We start from the raw sequence: 17340 nt of genomic DNA, 5'->3' as shown, positions 1-17340 counted from the left end.
GGCGGTCAGCGGCGGGATCTCCTCGACGAACAGCTCCGCCGTACCGAGCCCGTGCTCGTGCTCGGTCGGATCCAGAATCAGTTCGCTCATGCCGATCCGACCAGGAGCGCGGTGTTGGCGCCGCCGAACGCGGCGTTCAGCGACAGGGCGTAGGACGGGGTCGCCGCGGTGAACCCGTCGAGGACCAGGTTCAGCGGGCAGTGCTCGTCGGCGGCGAGGAACCCCGCGTTGACCGGCAGCCGGCCGGTGCGCAGCGCGTGCAGGGTGACGATCAGTTCGAGGACCCCGGAGGCCTCCAGGGCCTGGCCGTGCAGCGACTTCGTCGAGGAGACCGGCACGGTCGCGGCGTGCTCGCCGAGCGCGGTGCGCAGCGCCGTGGCCTCCGCGGCGTCGCTCTGCGCGGTGCCCGAGCCGTGCGCGTTGACGTAGCCGAGGTCCCCCGCGCCGATCCCGGCCCGCTGCAGCGCGGCGGTGATCGCACGGGCGAGCCCGTGGCCCTCAGGGTGCGGCTGGCACGGGTGGTACGCGTCGCCGGCCCGTCCCCAGCCGGCGAGGCGGGCGAGCGCCGGCACGCCACGCTCGCGGGCCGCCGCGGCGGACTCCACGACGACCGCGCCGGCACCGTCGCCGAGCAGCAGGCCCCGGCGCCCGTCGCTGAACGGGCGGACCTGTCCGTCAGTGGACAGTGCACGGCCCGCGTCGAAGAGGGAGAACTGATCGGCGTCCACGAGGTACCCACCGGCCACCACGATGCGGTCGAGCTCGCCGCGGGCGATCGCCGCCGCCGCGTCCGCGACCGCCGTGCTCGCCGCGACGCACGCCGAGGTGTACGCCCGGATCCCCGCTCCCAGCGGCAGGTCCCCGGCGAGCCCGGTGCCGCCGGCGAGCGCGGCGGTGAACGCGGTGCTGCTGTGCCGGCGGCGGTCGGCCTCGGCCACCCTGGCGAGGGCCGGATCGCCGTGCAGGGCGAGGAAGAGCGGTGCGCCCGCCCGCTCGGCCGTGCTGAGCTTGGCCTCGTCACAGGCCTCGTCGACGACGCGCACCAGCTCGTCGGTGAGGACGGGGGAGCCGGGCATGGCCGCGGCCACCCCGACCCGCCGTCCCGTCACGTCGAAGCGGTCGACCGGCTGGAACGCCGGCGTGCCGGCGTCCAGGCCGTCGGCCAGGGCGGTCATGCCCCGGCCGAACGCGCTGAGCACGGCCGCACCGGTCAGCACCACCTCACCCGGACCGCGCCGAACGGTCATGGTGGCGGTCATCGTGAACCCGTCTCGACCTTCAGTTCCTGGAGGACCTCGAGCGTCCCGCTCACCGTCGACATGCGGGCGAGGGCGTCGTCATCGAGGTCGAGCGGCACGCCGTAGTGCTGTTCGAGCTGGTGGACGAGCCAGGCGAGCTCCAGGGAGTCGATCCCCTCGGCGACGTCAGCGGGCGACCGGTCGCCGTACGTGGCGAGCATCGCCACGACGTCGTCGCGGGTTGGTGCAGCGGCCACGCTCAGCTGCCCGCCGTGGCAGCGGCGGACCGGCGCTCGGCGACGGCGGCGATGAACTCGCCGACGGTCATCCCGGCCAGCTTCTCCGCCTCGTCGTCGTCGAAGCGCACGCCGAAGCGGTCCTCGACGCGGACGGCGAGCTCGGCGAGCGACAGCGACTCGAGGTCGGCGCCGGCCGGGCCGAGCGCGGTGTCGTCGTCGATGTCCTCGACGCTGTAGTTCATCTCGGTCAACGAGTCCAGCAGGAACTGGCGGATCTCCTGGTCGGTCGTCTCGCTCATCGTGCGTGGTTCCCTTCCTTGACAGGTGCCGGCGCGACCGGGTCGGTCGCGCCATCGGTCACGTCTGTTCCCACCCGCTGCGCCGGGATGGCGCCCGCGGTCGAGCCCGGTGCGGCGGCCGCCGCCGGGGCCGAGGCGGCCAGCAGCGCGGCACGGTCCCGGACGAGCTTGCCGGTGGCGGTCCGGGGCAGCTGCTCCACGACCTTCAGCACGCGCGGGCGCTTGAAGCCGGCGAGGCGCTCGGCGAGCCGGTCCTGGACCTGCGCCGCGGTGACGCCGTCGCGCAGCATCACGTACGCCTCGATCGCCTTGTCGTGGGTCACGACGGCGCTGGCGACGCCGGGCAGCGCGGCAAGCGTGTGCTCGACCTCGGTCAGGTCGACCTTGAGGCCGCCGACGGAGACCTGGGAGTCGCGCCGGCCGTGGATGCGCAGCCTGCCGGTGGCCTCGTCGACGCTGCCGGCGTCCTTGGTGTGCAGCCAGCCGTCGGCCCAGCGGGCGGGGTCGACGAGGCCGAGGTACGGCGACGCGGGCAGCGACACGAGCAGCTCGCCGGCCTCTTCACGGACGGTGAGACCGGGTGCGGGGGTGAGGGAAGGGCGGTGCTCGCCGAACAGGTCGGTGGCGATGACCCCGACCTCGGTCATGCCGTACATGTTGCCGAGCCGGATGTCGTAGCGGTCGACGAAGCCGGCGTAGACCTCGGCACGGACCAGTTCCCCGCCGGTGGTCATGCCGGTCAGCTGGGGGAGCCTGGGCGGTGTCTGCACCGAGGAGAGCAGCTCGATGTGGAAGGGGACGCCGAGCAGGGTGGTGGGCTCGGGCCCGGCGGCGACGGCGGACAGGATGCCGTCGGCGGTCATCCGCGCCGGCACCACGAGCTGAGCGCCGGCGTGCAGGCCGTAGAGCAGGCCGCCGACCAGACCGAGCACGTGCACCATGGACGCGAGCGAGACGATCCGCTCGCCGCCCTGCGGCACCCCCGCGCCGATCTTCACATAGCGTTCGATCTCCTCGACGAGGTTCGCCGCGGTGCGGGCGATGACCTTCGACGGGCCGGTCGAGCCGGAGCTGAGCTGGATGAGCGCGTGCGTGGTGTCGGCGGGCCGCCCGGGGTAGGTGGCGACCCGCTCCTCGATCTCGACGAAGCCGCGCAGCGGTCCGCCGGTGACGTGCTTGGCGCTGACGACGACCTGCGGTGCCAGCCGCTGCAGGGCGTTGTCCGTCTCGTACGGGGTGAGCCGGTGGTCCAGCAGGGCGGCCCGGGCGCCGAGACGCCAGGCGGCGAGGAGGTTCGTGACGAACGCGAGCGACGGGGCGAGGGACAGCGCGACGGACCCGCCGGCGCCGAGGCCGGCGGCGGCGAGCACGGACTGCTTGGCGGCGACCAGCGCGCGCAGGTCCGCGCGGGTGACAGGGGTGTCGAAGACCAACGCGACCTGGTCGGCGGGGCCGGCCAGCAGCACCTCGTCGACCCACGACGGGTCGAGCGGGGCGGGCTGGGTTTCGAGCACGGCGTCGGTCACCGGCGAACCCCTTTCTCCGCGCGCGGCCGCGCCGCCGACCGGTCGGCCCGCGTTGGCCGGCGATCAGCGTGTGCAGCCCCCGATTGAACACACTGGCGAGAGCCGGGAGCAGGCCTGCGGTCACCGGCACGAATCACGCCCGGACACAATGCGCAGGAAATAGTCACCCCGACTAGCCATAGACCTTACGCAATCAAAGCCGTTTTACAAGAGTGCACAACCCGACTGTGCCGCTGTTTGTCCGTTCTGCCACGCCTACGTCCACTAAGAATCGTTTGCTTCGATACGTTCTTCATTCGGGCAGGTCATGGACGCGTTTTACGGAACTCCCAGGTCAATCTGGGTTCGGGGGACACCCAGCCGGTGCCAAAAAGGGCATTACACGCAACTGGCAGCGCACCGGATACAACCGGTATCTAACCTGAGAACACTCGCCTCCCGCCCATTGCAGTGCGCTACGGTGCGTAAACGCCACGATTGACCCGCGTCCACGTCTGGTCGGGCCGATATACCGATTCCCCATGTATGGCGGCATGATGAGGCTCCTCCTGCGCGATCTCCGACAGGCCAGGCCACGGCCCGTCCCGGACGATGTAACGTGCATTGACAAGCGTCGGCGCGCCGCCCATACAATGGCCGGGCTCCGTGCGTGCCTATCCAGGAACGCCCCATAGCTGGTGATCCCATTCGGAGATTTGCGACTGTGAAAGCAAATGCCAGTTCCGCATACCCGTCCGCACCGGCCGGGCCCGGGCTGAACGCCGCCGTCGAGCGGTATTACGACACCACCCTGGACCTGTACGAGGACCTGTGGGGCCAGCACGTGCACCACGGCTTCTGGGACATCGGCGAGCGCCCCGGCAACGACGACGACCGGCACACCGCGACCGACCGCCTGGTGCGGGAGCTGGTCGACTTCGCCGGCATCCCGGCCGGCGCCCGCGTCCTGGACGTCGGCTGCGGCATCGGCGGGCCGGCGATGCACCTGGCCGGGCCCCTGGGCTGCACCGTCGAGGGGGTCACCCTCAGCGCCGCGCAGGCCGCCCGCGCCAACGAGAAGGCCGCGGAGCTGGGCCTCGGTGAGCGGACCAACTTCCGCCAGTGCGACTTCATGGCCAACGACTATCCGGACGCGTCGTTCGACGTGGTCTGGGCCGTCGAGAGCCTCATGCACATCGCGGACCGGGAGGCGTTCTTCGCCGAGGTCCGGCGGGTGCTGAAGCCCGGCGGCCTCGTCGCGATCGCCACCTGGTCGGTCCGCGACGGCGAGCTCACCGCCGAGGAGGCGCGGGTCGTCGACCAGATCCTGCGCCACCAGGTCATGCCCAGCTTCTCCTCCCTTGAGGAGCACGAGCGGCTGGCCGCCGCGGCCGGGTTCGCCGACATCGCGATCGTCGACTGGAGCGCCAACGTCGCCAACTCCTGGGAGCCCGGGTTCGCCCAGGTCAAGGAGCTCGACAACGGCCGGTCGATGATGCGTGACCTGGCCCGGGACCGGGGCGTCGACGTGCTCGGCTTCTTCTATGCCGGGCCGCTGATGCTCAAGGGCTTCGAGACCGGCGCGGTGACCTACGGCGCCGTGCGCGCCACGAAGCCGGCGGCAGAGGACTGATCGTCGTGGCCGCGTCCCACCAGGAGATCGTCGAGCTGCTGCGCCAGGTGACCGGCGAGGACGACGACTGGGCGGCTGGCGTGACCCCGTCCACCCGCGTGGACACGGACCTGTTCATCGACAGCCTGGAGATCGTTGAGCTCGGTGCGCGGATGCGCGACGTGTACGGCGTGGACCTCCCCTCGTACATCGGCGGCCTCGACCTGCAACAGCTCATCGACCTCACCGTCGCGGACCTCGCGGAGCTGACTGCCGCATGAGCCGGTTCCTGTTCCTGAGCCTGCCGCTGACCGGCCATGTGAACCCGATGGTCGCGGTGGCGAAGGTGCTGCTCAGCCGGGGGCACGAGGTGCTGTGGGCGGGGTCGGAGTCGTTCCTGCGGCCCCTCGCCGGGCCCGACGCGGTGATCCACCCGATCCCGCTGCGGGCCCACCGCGGCCAGGCCGAGCGCGGCCTCGACGCGACCCGCTCGCGGTGGGAGGGCTACATCCTGCCGCACACCAAGTACACCCGCAAAGGCGTCGAGGCGGCCGTCGAGGCGTTCCGTCCGGACCTGCTGGTCGTCGACCAGCACGCGATCGCCGGGCCGATCGTCGCGCACCGCTTCGGCCTGCCGTGGGCCACCGTCGCGTCCAGCGCGATGGAGCTGACCAGGCCGTTCGCCCGCGGGCTGCCGCAGGTCGAGGCGTGGATCCAGGAGCGGATGCGGGAGGCGTGGACCGTCGCCGGCCACGACGGCGACCCGCCGTGGGACCTGCGGTTCTCCCCGGACCTGCTGATCAGCTTCCTCGGCGAGGACCTCCTCGACGACCCGTCGCAGCTGCCGCCGAACACCGTCACCGTCGGCCCGTCCCTCGCGGAGCGCGCGCCCGACCCGGACTTCCCTTTCGACTGGCTCGACCCGGACCGCCAGCACGTGCTGGTCACCATGGGCACGCTCAACATGGACCAGGCCGCGCACTTCTACCCGCGCATCCTGGCCGCGATCGAGCCGCTCGGCGAGCGGCTGCAGGCGGTCGTCGTGGCCCCGCAGGGGACCATCACCGGTGAGCCGGACCACGTGCTGGTACGCCGGCCCGTGCCGGTGCTGGACCTGCTGCCGCACCTGCACGCGGTGGTCAGCCACGGCGGCGCCAACACCGTCAACGAGTCCCTCGTGCACGGCGTGCCGCTGCTCGTCGCCCCGATCAAGGGCGACCAGGCGCTCATGGCCTCGGCGGTGGCGCGGGCCGGCGCCGGGCTGCGGGTCTCCATCGACCACGCCCGGCCCGAAGCGCTGCGCACCGCGCTGCTCGACCTGCTCGACGACCCCCGGTACGCAGAGGCGGCGCGGGTGACGGGCAAGCGACTGCTCGCGGGCGGTGGCGCCGAGGCCGCCGCGACGGCTCTGACCCAGTTGTTACGCCCTCCCGGCAGCTCCGGGCTCATCCCCTCAAAGCACCACGTCTGAAAGCGAGCAAGGCTGTGAAACTCCTGCGTGACACCTGGTTGATCTTCCAGCGGCACATGCTGCTGATGCTCCGTTCGCCGTTGTGGGTCGTCCTCGGCGTGGCCCAGCCGGCGGTCTACCTGATCCTGTTCGCGCCGCTGCTCAAGCCGGCGCTCGCGTCGGTCGGCGCCAACTCGATGAGCGACGCGTACAAGATCTACGTGCCCGGCATGCTGATCGCCCTGGCCCTGGCCGGTGGCCTGTACGTCGGCTTCGGGCTGCTCGGCGACCTCGCCAACGGCGTCATCGAGCGGTCTCGGGTGACCACGGTCAGCCGGGTCGCGCTGCTGCTGGGCCGGTCGCTGCGCGACGTCGTCACCGTCATCGTCCAGTCGATGATCATCACGATCCTGTCCCTGCCGTTCGGTGTGTTCGTCAACATCGGCAGCCTGCTGCTCGGCTACGCGATCCTCGCCCTGTGCGCGCTGTCGTCGGCGTCGATCTCCTACGGCATCGCGATCCGCGTCGCCAACCCCAGCGTGCTCGGCCAGGTCGTCAACAACATCGCCCAGCCGCTGATGCTGCTGTCCGGCACCCTGCTGCCCCTCGCGCTCGCGCCGCTGTGGCTGCGCACGGTCGCCGACTTCAACCCGTTCAACTGGGCCGCCAAGGGGCTGCGGGCGCTGTTCATCGGGCACACCAGCGACCCGGCCATCTGGCAGAGCATCGCCATCACCGCCGGCCTCATGGTGATCGCCGTGATCTGGTCGGCCCGCACATTCTCGCGCTCGGTCCGGTAAGGGAGCACTCTCATGATCAAGATCAAAGGGTTGAAGAAGGTCTACAAGTCCGGCCGGGGCAAGAAGGCGACCAGCGTCGAGGCGGTCAAGGGCATCGACCTGGACGTCGCGCAGGGCGAGATCTTCGGCTTCCTCGGCCCGAACGGCGCCGGCAAGACCACCACGCTGCGGATGCTCGCGACCCTGATCTCCCCCGACGACGGCGAGGCGACGATCGCCGGGGCGAACCTGCGCGCCGAGCCCGAGGCCGTGCGGCGCGTCATCGGCTTCGTGGCCCAGGGCGGCGGCACCACCGACGACGTCAGCGGCCGCGAGGAGATCGTGCTCCAGGCCCGCATGTACGGCATCAGCAAGGCCGAGGCGGAGAAGCGCGCGGAGGCGGCCCTGGCCGCGTTCGAGCTCACCGAGTTCGCCGACCGCAAGTGCAAGACCTACTCCGGTGGCCAGCGCCGCCGCGTCGACATCGCGATGGGCATCATCCACCAGCCGCAGGTGCTGTTCCTGGACGAGCCCACGTCGGGCCTCGACCCGCAGAGCCGCGCGCACATGTGGGACGAGATCCGCCGGCTGCGGGCCGAGGGCATGACGGTCTTCATCACCACGCACTACCTCGACGAGGCCGACGCGCTGTGCGACCGCATCGCGATCATCGACCACGGCGAGATCGTCGCCGAGGGTACCCCCGCGGACCTGAAGCGGGAGATCTCCGGCGACGTCGTGACCGTGGTCGTCGGTGACGAGGCCGAGCGGGCCGGTGAGCTGCTCGGCAAGCAGCCGTTCGCCAACGGTGTCGAGGTCCGCGAGGACAACGAGCTGCGGCTCAACGTCGAGTCCGGCGACTCGGCGATCCCGCAGATCATGCGGACCCTGGAGGGCGCCGGCATCAAGCTCGAGACGATCGAGCTGCACCGGCCGACCCTCGACGACGTCTTCCTCACCAAGACCGGACGGTCGCTGCGCGACTGATCCGCCGGGCACGAGAAGGGGGCGCGACCTTCAGGTCGCGCCCCCTTTCGGCGTTCTCAGAACCGGTCGCCGCCGAGCGTCTGCGCGAAGCAGTCCTGCATGGTGGTCATCACGGTGTTCACCGAGTCGCGGTCGAAGCCGGACCGGTTCACCCGGAACATCAGGTTGAGCGAGGTCAGGCCCCGCACGATGAGGTAGAAGCCGGGTCCGGTGGTGCGGCCGTGGTCGAAGAAGTCGATCTTCGGCGCGACGAGGTGGTCGTCGGACGGGAAGCCGGGCGGGGCGAGCATCGGGTTGTAGTAGAACCCGCGGTCCGCCGGCGGGTCGAGCTTGGCGTGCTCGTCGCGGATCTGCCAGATCGCGTCCGGTGAGCAGACGCCGTTCTTCAGCGCGTTGAACGCCTTCCAGTGCACCTTCGGCAGGATCTCGGTGAACGGCTCGGCCGCGTCGAGGTCCAGCAGCAGCGGCGCCCACTGGTTGAGGCTGGTCACGACCCTGGCGTGCTGCTCGTCGAAGCGGTTGGCCGACATCGGGAAGAGCAGCACCTCCTGCTCGCCGGTCGCGGCCTGGATGCCGCGGTAGTACGCGGCGAGGATCAGGCTGGCGAGGGTGACCTCGAACTTCGCCATCGCCTCGTGCGCCTGCGGCATCGGGATGCCGGTCTGCAGCACCGCGCCGACGGGGTCGAGCTCGCCGGTCTCGTGCCGCCGGGGCGCCGCGGCGAGGGTGCGCCGCCAGTACCGCTCGGCGTTGCGCAGCCGGCCGCTGCCCTCGCCGGTCTGGTTGAGGGCCAGCTCGAGGGGGCCGGGCGCCGGCGGCAGGTCGGTGCCGCCGAGGATGGTCTCGAAGTCCTCGCGCAGCACGACCGAGGCGACGCCGTCGGCGGCCATGTGGTTGACCACGACCAGCACCTGCCGCGGCGCGTCCCCCTCCAGGAGGATCCACGCCCGCCAGGGCAGTTCGGAGAGCGCGTCGATGGCGCGGCGGATCTCCGCGGCGTCCTTCTCCTCGCGCTCGGCGACGTCGGCGGTGCCCTGCCTGACCTGCGCGAGGACCTCCTCGGCGGTGTGCGCGACGATCCGCTGCCGGGGGAAGCCCTCGGGGTCGACGACGTAGGTGGTGCGCATCGAGGCGTGGCGCATGGCGACCGCGCCGAGCGCGGCCCAGACCTGCTCCTGCGTCCAGTCGCCCTCGGGCAGGTCCCAGACGAAGGACAGGTTGGCCTCCCACAGCCGGTCGGGTGGGAACCGCTCGATGTCGCGCCAGACGGACAGCTGCCCGACGGTTGCTGGGTACGTCTCGTCGCCGGACACGATGTGCCTCCAGATGGTGCTCGTTGCGGTGGTCGATCGCTTTCGTGGGGGGAGCCCGCCCGGTGGGGCCGGGGCGGCGCCCATGCCCGTCGGGTGCCGTCCCGCCCTGACCGGCGCGGGCTCCCTTTCCTCATTCGGTGCTGTGGTGCTGTGTCATCTGATGCGGAGGGCTGGATCAGCCACCCGACACGACGCGGCTGGAGACGACCCGGCTGGAGACGACCCGGCTGGAGACAACCCGGCTGGAGACGACGCGGCTGGAGACGACGCGGCTGGAGACAACGCGCATGAAGTTCACCTCCTCATATCGTTTGGCACATCACAGTGCGATATGGAATGGCAGGGCACACCACCTCCGTCGCCTTCACGACGAATCAGCGGAAGTGCCTGCGGTCATTTTGAACGACCGAAGTCTATGACCGTCAGAAGCATCACCCCGACTGTGGATCGTGTCAACCGTTCACGTTACCGCTTTGGAAATTTTCAATGCGTTTCGTATCTCCCGGGCGCTTCCGCGAAAATCGGACATAACGATCGTTAAAATTCGGACCTTCAGGCATTGATTGGATGAGATCAATATTCGCCTCTTTCGTCAGGTAGAAGACAGCCGATAGGCTTCGAAGCAGTGCTTGCAGGGTGGGCCCGCGGGATCGTGCGGGTCCGAACAGGTCGGGATCCTGACAACGTGCAGGTGGTCCCTTTCGAGCACTCTCCAGTGACCTGGCGAGGGAGGTGCGAAATGAAGGCTGCTCAGCTGCGTGGCAACAGTGCCCAGCTCCGGAACGCTCGGCTCTAATCCTGTTGTGGCGGCCGGTCGGCACGGCGCAGGCGTCGCCGGCCGGCCGCCACGCAGTCAGGGGCCGATGTGGCCTGCGCGTACATCGACGATCGCGAGGCGAGAGATCATGGCGGAGACTGCAACGGCGCAGCGGATTCCCGTGCACTTCGAGGGTGCGGGATCGGGTGTCGAGGAATTGACCTGGGGTCAATGGGCTGCATGGCGATCCATGGAGCTCGGCGGTGGCCGGGTCGACTGGGCCGGCGGCACGATGCCGTTGCTCGACGGCCAGACGATCGATCAGATCGTCATGGAGATCGCGTTCCTCATGAGCCGGCATCAATCCCTGCGCACCCGCTACCACATCGGCGAGGACGGCCTGCCCCGGCAGGTGCTGGCGGACACCGGCGAGCTGTTCATGGAGATCGTCGACGCGGGGCAGGACGACCCGGCCGACGTCGCCGAGGCCCTCGACGCCGCGTACCGCGACGCGCCGTTCGACAACGCCGAGGACTGGCCGGTGCGCGTCGGGGTCGTGTGCCGCGACGGGACCCCGGCCTGGTTCGTCGCGCTGTACTCCCACATGGCGATCGACGCCTACGGCATCGAGGCCATCATCAACGACCTGCCGAACCTGGACCGGGCCACCGGCGAGCACCTCGTCCCGGTCGCCGGCGTCCAGCCCGCCGACCTGGCCCGCCAGCAGCGGGCGGGCTCGGCCCGGCGGCAGCACACCGCGTCGCTGCGGCACTGGGAGAAGCAGCTGCGCGAGATCGCGGCCCAACGCTTCCCGGCGGTCGAGGAGCCGCCGTCGCCGCGGTACTGGGAGGCCAGCTACTCCTCGCCCGCCGCCTACCTCGCGCTGGGCCGCATCGCCGAGCGGACCAAGGCGCACAGCAGCACGATCCTGCTCGCCGCGTACATCCTCATGCTGGCGCGGGTGTCGGGCGACCCGACCACCGTGGTGCGGATGCTGGTGAGCAACCGCTTCCGGCCCGGCTTCAAGGAGTCCGTCGCCGGCCTGGCGCAGAGCGCCCTGTGCGTCGTGGACACCGCGGATGTAAGTTTCGACGACCTCGTCGCCCGCGTCTGGAAGGCGCAGCTGACCGCCGGCATGCACGCCTACTACGACCCCCGCGACCTGTGGGACATGATCGCTCGGGTGGGGCAGGAGCGCGGCGAGGCCCTCGACCTGCAGTCCTACTTCAACGACCGGCGGCGGACCATGGCCGTCGCCGAGGTCCTGCCGCAGGCGAGCCCGCAAGACATCAACGAGGCGCTGTCCAGAAGCCGACTGCGGTGGGGCTCGAACAACGACGATCCCGCGGCGACGGTGTTCTTCCTGATCAATCCCGTGCCCGACACGGTCGACATCGGCCTGCGCGTTGACACCCGGCGGGTGGCGCCGGACGATCTGGTGGCGATTCTGCGGGGGATCGAGGAACTGGTGGTCGCCGCCGCGCTCCAGGACGAGCGTCAGGACGAGCAACAGGACGAGTCTCGGGACGAGCCTCAGGACGAGCCTCAGGAGTAGCCGATGCACGTCGCCACATCGCGGACCGCCGTCGCCTTCCACGGCGCCGGCGCCGGCACCGGGCCACTGACCTGGGGCCAGCAGGAGATCTGGCAGACGATGCGGCGCACCGGCCGGACGTTGAACATCGGCGGCACCGTCGCCCTCGCCCCGGACACCACCGTGGACGGGCTCGCCGCCACCCTGGGCCGCCTCGTCGGCCGTCACCAGGCGCTGCGCACCCTGTTCGACCTCGACCTCGACGGCGACGAGCCGCGGCAGACCGTCCACGCATCGGGCACGGTCGACCTGGAGGTCGTCGCGTCGCCACCCGATGACGCGGAGGCGACGGCCGAGGCGTTGCGCAGCCGGTACGAGTTCACCCCGTTCGACCTCGCGCGCGAGTTCCCCGTCCGGTGGGGTGTGGTGACGACCGGCGGCGTGCCGAGTCACCTCGTCGTGCAGTACTCCCACCTCGCCGTCGACGGGTTCGGCATCGACGCCCTGGTCCGCGACCTGCCGAACCTGGACGAGCCCGTCACCGGGGTGCGCGCGCTCGAGCTCGCGCACCGCCAGGCGCTGCCCGCCGAGCGCCGGCACAGCGCGAAGTCCCTGCGGCACTGGGAGGCGTCGCTGCGGGACCTGCCGGCGGAACGCTTCGGCTGGTCCGACGACCCGCGCACGCCCCGCTTCTGGGAGCTGGTCTGCCACTCACCGGCGCTGCACCTGGCGCTGCAGGTCGTCGCGTGCCGTACCGGCGTCGAAACGGGACACGTCCTGCTCGCCGCCTACGGCGTCGCCCTGGCGGAGGTCACCGGCCGCACGCCGAGCGTCGCGCAGGTGCTCGTCAGCAACCGCTTCCGCCCCGGCTTCGCCGACGCCGTCTGCCACCTCACCCAGCCCGGCATCTGCGTCATCGAGACCGGCGGCGACCTGGACACGGTGGCGCGGCGGGTGTGGCGGTCCGCGACGAGCGCCTACCTGCACGGCTACTTCGACCCCGCCGAGCACCGGGCGATGCTCGACCGGATCGCCACCGCCCGCGGCGAGCCGGTCGACGTCTCGTGCTTCGTCAACGACCGCCGCGGCCCGGCCGGCGCGGTGCCGGAGGTCCCCCCGACGGCCGAGCGGATCCGGGCCGCGCTGCCGCGCACCACGCTGCGCTGGGACCGCCGGCTGCCGACCTACGACGGCACCTTCTACCTGCAGGTCGACCTGCAGGTAGAAGAGGAGCAGGACGCGATCGGCCTCGCGATCTGGGCCGACACGCACCGGCTCTCCCCGGCGCAGGTCGAGGCCTGCGCCCGCGGCATCGAGGCCGCCGCCGTCGGCGCGGCGCTCAACCCGCCACCCGTCACGGCAGCTTGATCGACTGCGGCGTCGAGAACACGTCCTCGGGGTCGTAGCGCAGCTTCACCTGCTGCAGGCGCGGGTAGTTCGCACCGTAGTAGGCGTCGGCCCAGTCGGTCAGGTCCCGGCTGGCGTAGTTCTGGTACACCTCGCCGGTCAGGTGCGGGGAGAGCCGCTCGAGGAACCCGTCGATCCACGCCACGTTGCGGTCCGTGTCCTCGTCGCGCTGCCACTGCGCGATGACGGAGATGTAGTGCAGCGGCGCCCGGTGCACGAACGCGGTCGCGTCCGGGGTGACCCGGCCGATCTCGCCGCCGCCGAGCAGGTCGAAGCGGACCATCGAGTAGCCCGACGGCATCCGCCGGAAGTTGTCCAGGATCGTCGCGAACGCCGGCTCGTCGAACCCGTCGGCCGTGAAGTAGCCGCCGAGCCACTTCGACTGCAGCCCGTACACGATCTCCTCGCCCATGCCCTGCATGAGGTCGAAGTACGAGGTCTCGCCGATGGAGCTGAACAGCGGCTCGCCGAGCGCCTCGATCGGCTTGAGCGCCTCCGCCGCCTCCGCGGGCGGCCCGACATACAGGCCGTACATGACGACGACCTGCTCACCGTCCGGGTACGGCTCGGTGGTCAGCAGCAGGCAGAACGCGAGCCGGTCGTCGTTGCGTTCGGCGTACAGGTCGCGGTAGGCGCGGAACACCTCCTCGGCCCGGTCGACCGGCCACGCCACGACACCGCCGACGACCGTCTTCGGCAGCGGGTTCAGCCGGTACGTCAGCGACGTCACCACCCCGAAGCCCGCGCCGCCGGCGCCCCGCAGGGCCCAGAACAGGTCCGGGTGCTCGTCCTCGGTGACCCGCAGGACCGTCCCGGACGCGTCGACGACCTCCGCGGCGACGATGTGGTCGCAGCCCAGCCCGTACGTGCGGCCGAGCGGGCCGTAGCCGCCGCCGAGGCTGTAGCCGGCGTTGCTGACGGTCGGGCACTCGCCGCCGGGCCCGGCGAGCCCGTACTCGAGGCCGTCGTCGCCGGTGAACGAGTGCTCGACGTAGGTGACCTTGTCGATGTCGCGCCAGCCCACGCCGGGGCCGACCGTCACCGTGCGCGCCTCCGCGTCGAGGCTGACCGACCGCAGGCCGCCGACGTCGACGACGACACCGCCCTCGACCAGCGACAGCCCCGTGGCGTGGTGCCCGCCGCCGCGGACGGCCAGGGGCAGCCCCTGCTCCCGGGCGAACGCGATCGCGGCGGCGACGTCGCCGGCGTCCGCGCACTGCGCGATCAGCGCCGGTCGGGTCCGCACACGGGTGTTGAACAGGACCCGCGCGGCCTCGTAGCCGTGGTCGTAGGGGGTCACCAGGGTGCCGTGGAAGCTGTCGCGAAGTCGCGCAAGATCGAGCCGCACCCGCAGATCTTGTCATCGACCCGATTCGTCGGCAAGCAGCCGCAGGACGGCCACCTCGCCGAGTGCCTGGTCGCTCGCCGCCCGCCCCGGGATCGTGATGCCGTCGCCGTACAGGTCCACGACCCGCGGGTCCACATAGGACGCCCTGGCGACGGCCGGTGTGTTGCGGAGGAACTCCGACACCTCCCGCATCACCCTCGGCACGGCCCGCCCGGTGACCTTCGGCTCCCGCGCGAGCAGCCGCGCCGCGAGGACCGTGCCGTGCCAGGTCCGGAAGTCCTTCGCCGAGATCTCGGTCCTGCCGATGTCGCGCAGGTAGTCGTTGATGTCGCCGCTGCGCACGCCGACCCATCGCCGCCCGTCGCGGTAGGCCAGCAGCCCGCCGTCGTCCGGCTCGCGCTCGCACTCGCGCTCGCACTCGCACTCGCAGTCGCGCTCCATGAGCTTCTTGACGACGGCCCGGACGTCCGCGTCGGCGACGTCGACGGACCGTTCGATGCCGCCCTTCGCCGGGTAGCGGAACCGGACCGACCCGCGGGGCAGCGCGACGTGCTCGCGCAGCAGGGTCGCCAGCCCGAACGTGCCAGCCTCGCCGGCCGCGTACGCCTCCCCGCCGATCCGGAAGCGGCCGACGTCCAGCAGCCGCACCGCGGCGGCGAGCACCTTCTCCCGGCCGAGCCCCCGCCCGCGCAGGTCCGCAGCGACCCGGTCACGGATCGCCGGCAGGCGCGCGCCGACCTCGAGGACGTGGTCGGCGCGGTGGTAGGTGAAGCCGCGGCCCCGGCCCTTCCTCTGGTAGCCGCCCTTGCCGGGTGTGGTGCGCCGCAGCCGCATGCCTCACCCTGGTTCCCCGCTGCCGCTCGTTTCCGGCCGTCGCTCGTTCCGGCCGTCGCTTGCTTCCGGCCGCTGCGGTTCGTTCCGGTCGCTGCGGTTCGTTTCGGTCGCTGTTACGAGAGCCAGTCGCGCACCTTCCGGCGGGTGGCGCGGCGGCGGGCGCGGGGGAGCTGGGCGAGGGCGATCCGGCCGTGCTCGGCCTGACGGGCGTGCAGCAGCCCGTACGTGAACGCGTTCTCCCGCTCGCCGAAGGCGTGCATGCCGTACTCGCGGAGGAGGTCGGCGGTCACGTTGGCGTCCTGGTGGGCGCCGAGCACGTCCTGCAGGTCGGTGAGCCGGTCGGCCAGCTTCGCCGCGGGCTTGCCGGCGACAGGGGTGGCGAGCTCGGCGGCGTACCGGGCGCGCTTGTACGCCTTCCGCGCCTCGTGCAGCCGTTCGTCGCGGAGGCGCCCCGGCGGGGGTGCGGTGCCGCCCACGGCCCCGGCGGTGGTCTCGGGCGTGTTCACGGCGGCGGTCAGGCGGCGGTCGGCGCGGCGGACCGCCCGGCGCGCGAGGTGCCGCAGCTCCCGCTTCGCGACCCTGCCGGGGCCGCCGACGGCCGCGACCAGCGCGTCCAGGTCGTTGAGGAGGGTGATGTACCGCTGGCTGTCCAGCCCGGCGATCAGCCGCCGGCGTGCCTGCGCGGTCCGGGCCGCGAGCAGCTGGGCGATCCGCGCCGCCACCGGCCCGATGACCAGCTCCGGCGGCTCGGCGGCGAGCAGCTCGGCGAGACGCTGCGCCATGACGTCACTGTCGCGGACCTCGCCGAGCAGCCCGGTCAGCCACTTGATCTCGTCGTGCAGCCGGTCCAGGTCGCCCTCCGAGGCGTCCATCAGCGGCGCGAACGTGCGCAGCGTCGAGCGCAGCCGCCGCGTCGCGACCCGCATCTTGTGCACCGCTTCGGCGTCGCCGGCGCGGGCCTCCGGGTCGAGGGCGACGACGGCGTCGCGCTGGGCGCGGACGTAGTCGACGACCGCGCGCCGTCCGGCGCTCTTCACGCGGGACCCGGTGGCGGGCGCCGGGTGGTCGGGGCCGAGCGCGCGGGACAGCTTCGACGGCGACGCCGACGGGCGGGCGCCGGCCGCGCGCAGCGCCTCGTCGATGCGGGCGAGGTCCTCGGGTGAGCCGTCGACCAGCTCGACCTCCAGCTCCCGCCAGCGCTGCGCGACCCCGGCACCGACGAGCGACTCGGTGGCGACGGTGTCGTCGGCGACGAGCGCGATCGTGGTGCCGTCCGCGGTCCGCAGGCCCTGCTCGACGCGGTGCGTGCGGATGCGCGCGACCGGGCGCAGCGGCTCGCCCCTCGTCAGCGCCCGGATCTGCGCCGCGACCTCGGCCGGAGGCGTGCGCTGCTTGGCCGTCGCGGGCACCTGGAGCTCGCTGCGCTCCCCGCCGGACGGCCGTTTGAGGTGCCAGCCGGCGTCGTTACCACCACTGCGGCGGCGCAGCGTCACCTTGCTGGAAGTGAGGCGCAGCCCCGCGGTGTCGTAGTAGGTCGCGTCCAGACGTTGGTCATCGGGAGCTGTAACCGTGGCCACATCAGCGATTCCGATCATCGAGGGCATCGCGAAGTCGTCGGGCAGCTCGTACTTCCGTTCCACCTCAAGCTTTTCGGCCATGTTCCAAGCCTATCGACAGAACTCCGTGTGGCGAAAACGTAAACAGGAAGCCAAGAAAAGATGGCGCAGACCCTGTCGGTTCGCAGGTTTGGCCGCTACGGTGTTGGCAGCGCAAGGTTTTCGGGCCGCTCCGGTCCGCGGACGCGCTTCCCACGGAGAGGAGTGCACCCATGGCGAAGAAGTCGAAGAAGGACAAGAAGAAGGACAAGAAGGGCAAGAAGAAGTAACTCGCCCGCTCTGTGTCGCCCTCGCACCGTCACCCGGTGTGGGGGCGACAGTGCGTTGTGGGCCCGGGTCGGTGCGGTGTGGGCGCGGGTGTGTCGTGGGTCAGGTACGTGGTGGCGCAGGTCACCCGGCCTTCACCCGCCGGCATGAGCCTA

General features: G+C 71.5%; 15 protein-coding genes. 7 read left to right on the top strand and 8 right to left on the bottom strand.

All coding sequences use genetic code 11. The annotated features are described in order from the left end of the window. Positions 1–86: 86 nt before the first annotated feature. The 4 genes from ACQEVZ_RS13335 to ACQEVZ_RS13320 are packed head-to-tail and all read right to left on the bottom strand — an operon-like array spanning position 87 to position 3302. A complete protein-coding gene (locus ACQEVZ_RS13335; RefSeq protein WP_354902062.1) occupies positions 87–1247 on the bottom strand; it encodes a beta-ketoacyl synthase N-terminal-like domain-containing protein in 1161 nt (386 codons plus the stop codon). An 8-nt stretch (positions 1248–1255) separates the two neighbouring features. Further along, complete coding sequence (locus tag ACQEVZ_RS13330) at positions 1256–1459, bottom strand: phosphopantetheine-binding protein (RefSeq protein ID WP_344502797.1); 204 nt, start codon at positions 1457–1459, stop codon at positions 1256–1258. Positions 1460–1497: 38 nt separating this feature from the next. Beyond that, complete coding sequence (locus ACQEVZ_RS13325; RefSeq protein ID WP_344502394.1) at positions 1498–1776, bottom strand: acyl carrier protein; 279 nt, start codon at positions 1774–1776, stop codon at positions 1498–1500. Continuing rightward, positions 1773–3302: a class I adenylate-forming enzyme family protein gene (locus tag ACQEVZ_RS13320; protein WP_344502392.1), complete on the bottom strand. Its 1530-nt coding sequence runs from the start codon at positions 3300–3302 to the stop codon at positions 1773–1775. Before ACQEVZ_RS13320 ends, ACQEVZ_RS13325 begins: the two co-directional genes overlap by 4 nt. Positions 3303–4005: 703 nt before the next feature. On the opposite strand from ACQEVZ_RS13320, the gene ACQEVZ_RS13315 reads away from it, so the two are divergent. The 5 genes from ACQEVZ_RS13315 to ACQEVZ_RS13295 are packed head-to-tail and all read left to right on the top strand — an operon-like array spanning position 4006 to position 8109. Continuing rightward, positions 4006–4914 (top strand): methyltransferase domain-containing protein, encoded by a 909-nt coding sequence (locus tag ACQEVZ_RS13315; RefSeq protein ID WP_433365963.1) that lies wholly within the window; start codon positions 4006–4008, stop codon positions 4912–4914. A gap of 5 nt (positions 4915–4919) precedes the next feature. Further along, positions 4920–5174 carry an acyl carrier protein gene (locus tag ACQEVZ_RS13310; protein WP_433365960.1) on the top strand — a complete coding sequence of 85 codons (255 nt, stop codon included), beginning with the start codon at positions 4920–4922 and terminating at the stop codon, positions 5172–5174. Further along, positions 5171–6364, top strand: a complete 1194-nt coding sequence (locus tag ACQEVZ_RS13305) for a glycosyltransferase (protein WP_433365957.1) — start codon at positions 5171–5173, stop codon at positions 6362–6364. Before ACQEVZ_RS13310 ends, ACQEVZ_RS13305 begins: the two co-directional genes overlap by 4 nt. A 14-nt stretch (positions 6365–6378) precedes the next feature. After that, positions 6379–7143: an ABC transporter permease gene (locus ACQEVZ_RS13300; RefSeq protein WP_344502388.1), complete on the top strand. Its 765-nt coding sequence runs from the start codon at positions 6379–6381 to the stop codon at positions 7141–7143. A gap of 12 nt (positions 7144–7155) precedes the next feature. After that, positions 7156–8109, top strand: a complete 954-nt coding sequence (locus ACQEVZ_RS13295; RefSeq protein WP_433365953.1) for an ATP-binding cassette domain-containing protein — start codon at positions 7156–7158, stop codon at positions 8107–8109. A gap of 56 nt (positions 8110–8165) precedes the next feature. Here the strand turns inward: ACQEVZ_RS13295 and ACQEVZ_RS13290 are convergent, their stop codons facing one another. After that, the gene (locus ACQEVZ_RS13290) at positions 8166–9422 is read right to left on the bottom strand and encodes a condensation domain-containing protein (RefSeq protein ID WP_433365950.1); all 1257 of its coding nucleotides are present in this window, start codon (positions 9420–9422) and stop codon (positions 8166–8168) included. Positions 9423–10327: 905 nt separating this feature from the next. On the opposite strand from ACQEVZ_RS13290, the gene ACQEVZ_RS13285 reads away from it, so the two are divergent. Together ACQEVZ_RS13285 and ACQEVZ_RS13280 are read left to right on the top strand one after the other, a co-directional pair. Then, complete coding sequence (locus tag ACQEVZ_RS13285) at positions 10328–11734, top strand: condensation domain-containing protein (RefSeq protein ID WP_433365947.1); 1407 nt, start codon at positions 10328–10330, stop codon at positions 11732–11734. Between the two features lie 3 nt (positions 11735–11737). Continuing rightward, on the top strand, positions 11738–13081 hold the full coding sequence (locus tag ACQEVZ_RS13280; RefSeq protein ID WP_433365944.1) for a condensation domain-containing protein: 1344 nt from the start codon (positions 11738–11740) through the stop codon (positions 13079–13081). On the opposite strand, the gene ACQEVZ_RS13275 is transcribed toward ACQEVZ_RS13280, so the two are convergent. The 3 genes from ACQEVZ_RS13275 to ACQEVZ_RS13265 form a co-directional block, all read right to left on the bottom strand. Then, on the bottom strand, positions 13068–14468 hold the full coding sequence (locus ACQEVZ_RS13275; protein WP_433365941.1) for an FAD-binding oxidoreductase: 1401 nt from the start codon (positions 14466–14468) through the stop codon (positions 13068–13070). The two genes, ACQEVZ_RS13280 and ACQEVZ_RS13275, sit on opposite strands and share 14 nt — an antisense overlap. 12 nt (positions 14469–14480) lie before the next feature. Continuing rightward, complete coding sequence (locus tag ACQEVZ_RS13270) at positions 14481–15302, bottom strand: DNA topoisomerase IB (RefSeq protein ID WP_433365938.1); 822 nt, start codon at positions 15300–15302, stop codon at positions 14481–14483. Between the two features lie 113 nt (positions 15303–15415). After that, positions 15416–16960 (bottom strand): CHAD domain-containing protein, encoded by a 1545-nt coding sequence (locus ACQEVZ_RS13265; protein ID WP_433365935.1) that lies wholly within the window; start codon positions 16958–16960, stop codon positions 15416–15418. Positions 16961–17340 lie beyond the last annotated feature (380 nt).

This window comes from Dactylosporangium sp. CA-152071 (assembly GCF_050936335.1).
GTDB classification, from domain to species: domain Bacteria; phylum Actinomycetota; class Actinomycetes; order Mycobacteriales; family Micromonosporaceae; genus Dactylosporangium; species Dactylosporangium maewongense.
Note: the sequence above shows the minus strand (reverse complement) of the source record. Positions and strands in the feature narration are given on the sequence as shown.

Coding starts and splice junctions, on each gene's coding strand:
- ACQEVZ_RS13330 (WP_344502797.1), bottom strand. CDS start 1,459: ATGCTCGCCACGTACGGCGACCGGTCGCCCGCTGACGTCGCCGAGGGG.
- ACQEVZ_RS13270 (WP_433365938.1), bottom strand. CDS start 15,302: ATGCGGCTGCGGCGCACCACACCCGGCAAGGGCGGCTACCAGAGGAAG.
- ACQEVZ_RS13325 (WP_344502394.1), bottom strand. CDS start 1,776: ATGAGCGAGACGACCGACCAGGAGATCCGCCAGTTCCTGCTGGACTCG.
- ACQEVZ_RS13295 (WP_433365953.1), top strand. CDS start 7,156: ATGATCAAGATCAAAGGGTTGAAGAAGGTCTACAAGTCCGGCCGGGGC.
- ACQEVZ_RS13305 (WP_433365957.1), top strand. CDS start 5,171: ATGAGCCGGTTCCTGTTCCTGAGCCTGCCGCTGACCGGCCATGTGAAC.
- ACQEVZ_RS13335 (WP_354902062.1), bottom strand. CDS start 1,247: ATGACCGTTCGGCGCGGTCCGGGTGAGGTGGTGCTGACCGGTGCGGCC.
- ACQEVZ_RS13280 (WP_433365944.1), top strand. CDS start 11,738: ATGCACGTCGCCACATCGCGGACCGCCGTCGCCTTCCACGGCGCCGGC.
- ACQEVZ_RS13265 (WP_433365935.1), bottom strand. CDS start 16,960: ATGGCCGAAAAGCTTGAGGTGGAACGGAAGTACGAGCTGCCCGACGAC.
- ACQEVZ_RS13285 (WP_433365947.1), top strand. CDS start 10,328: ATGGCGGAGACTGCAACGGCGCAGCGGATTCCCGTGCACTTCGAGGGT.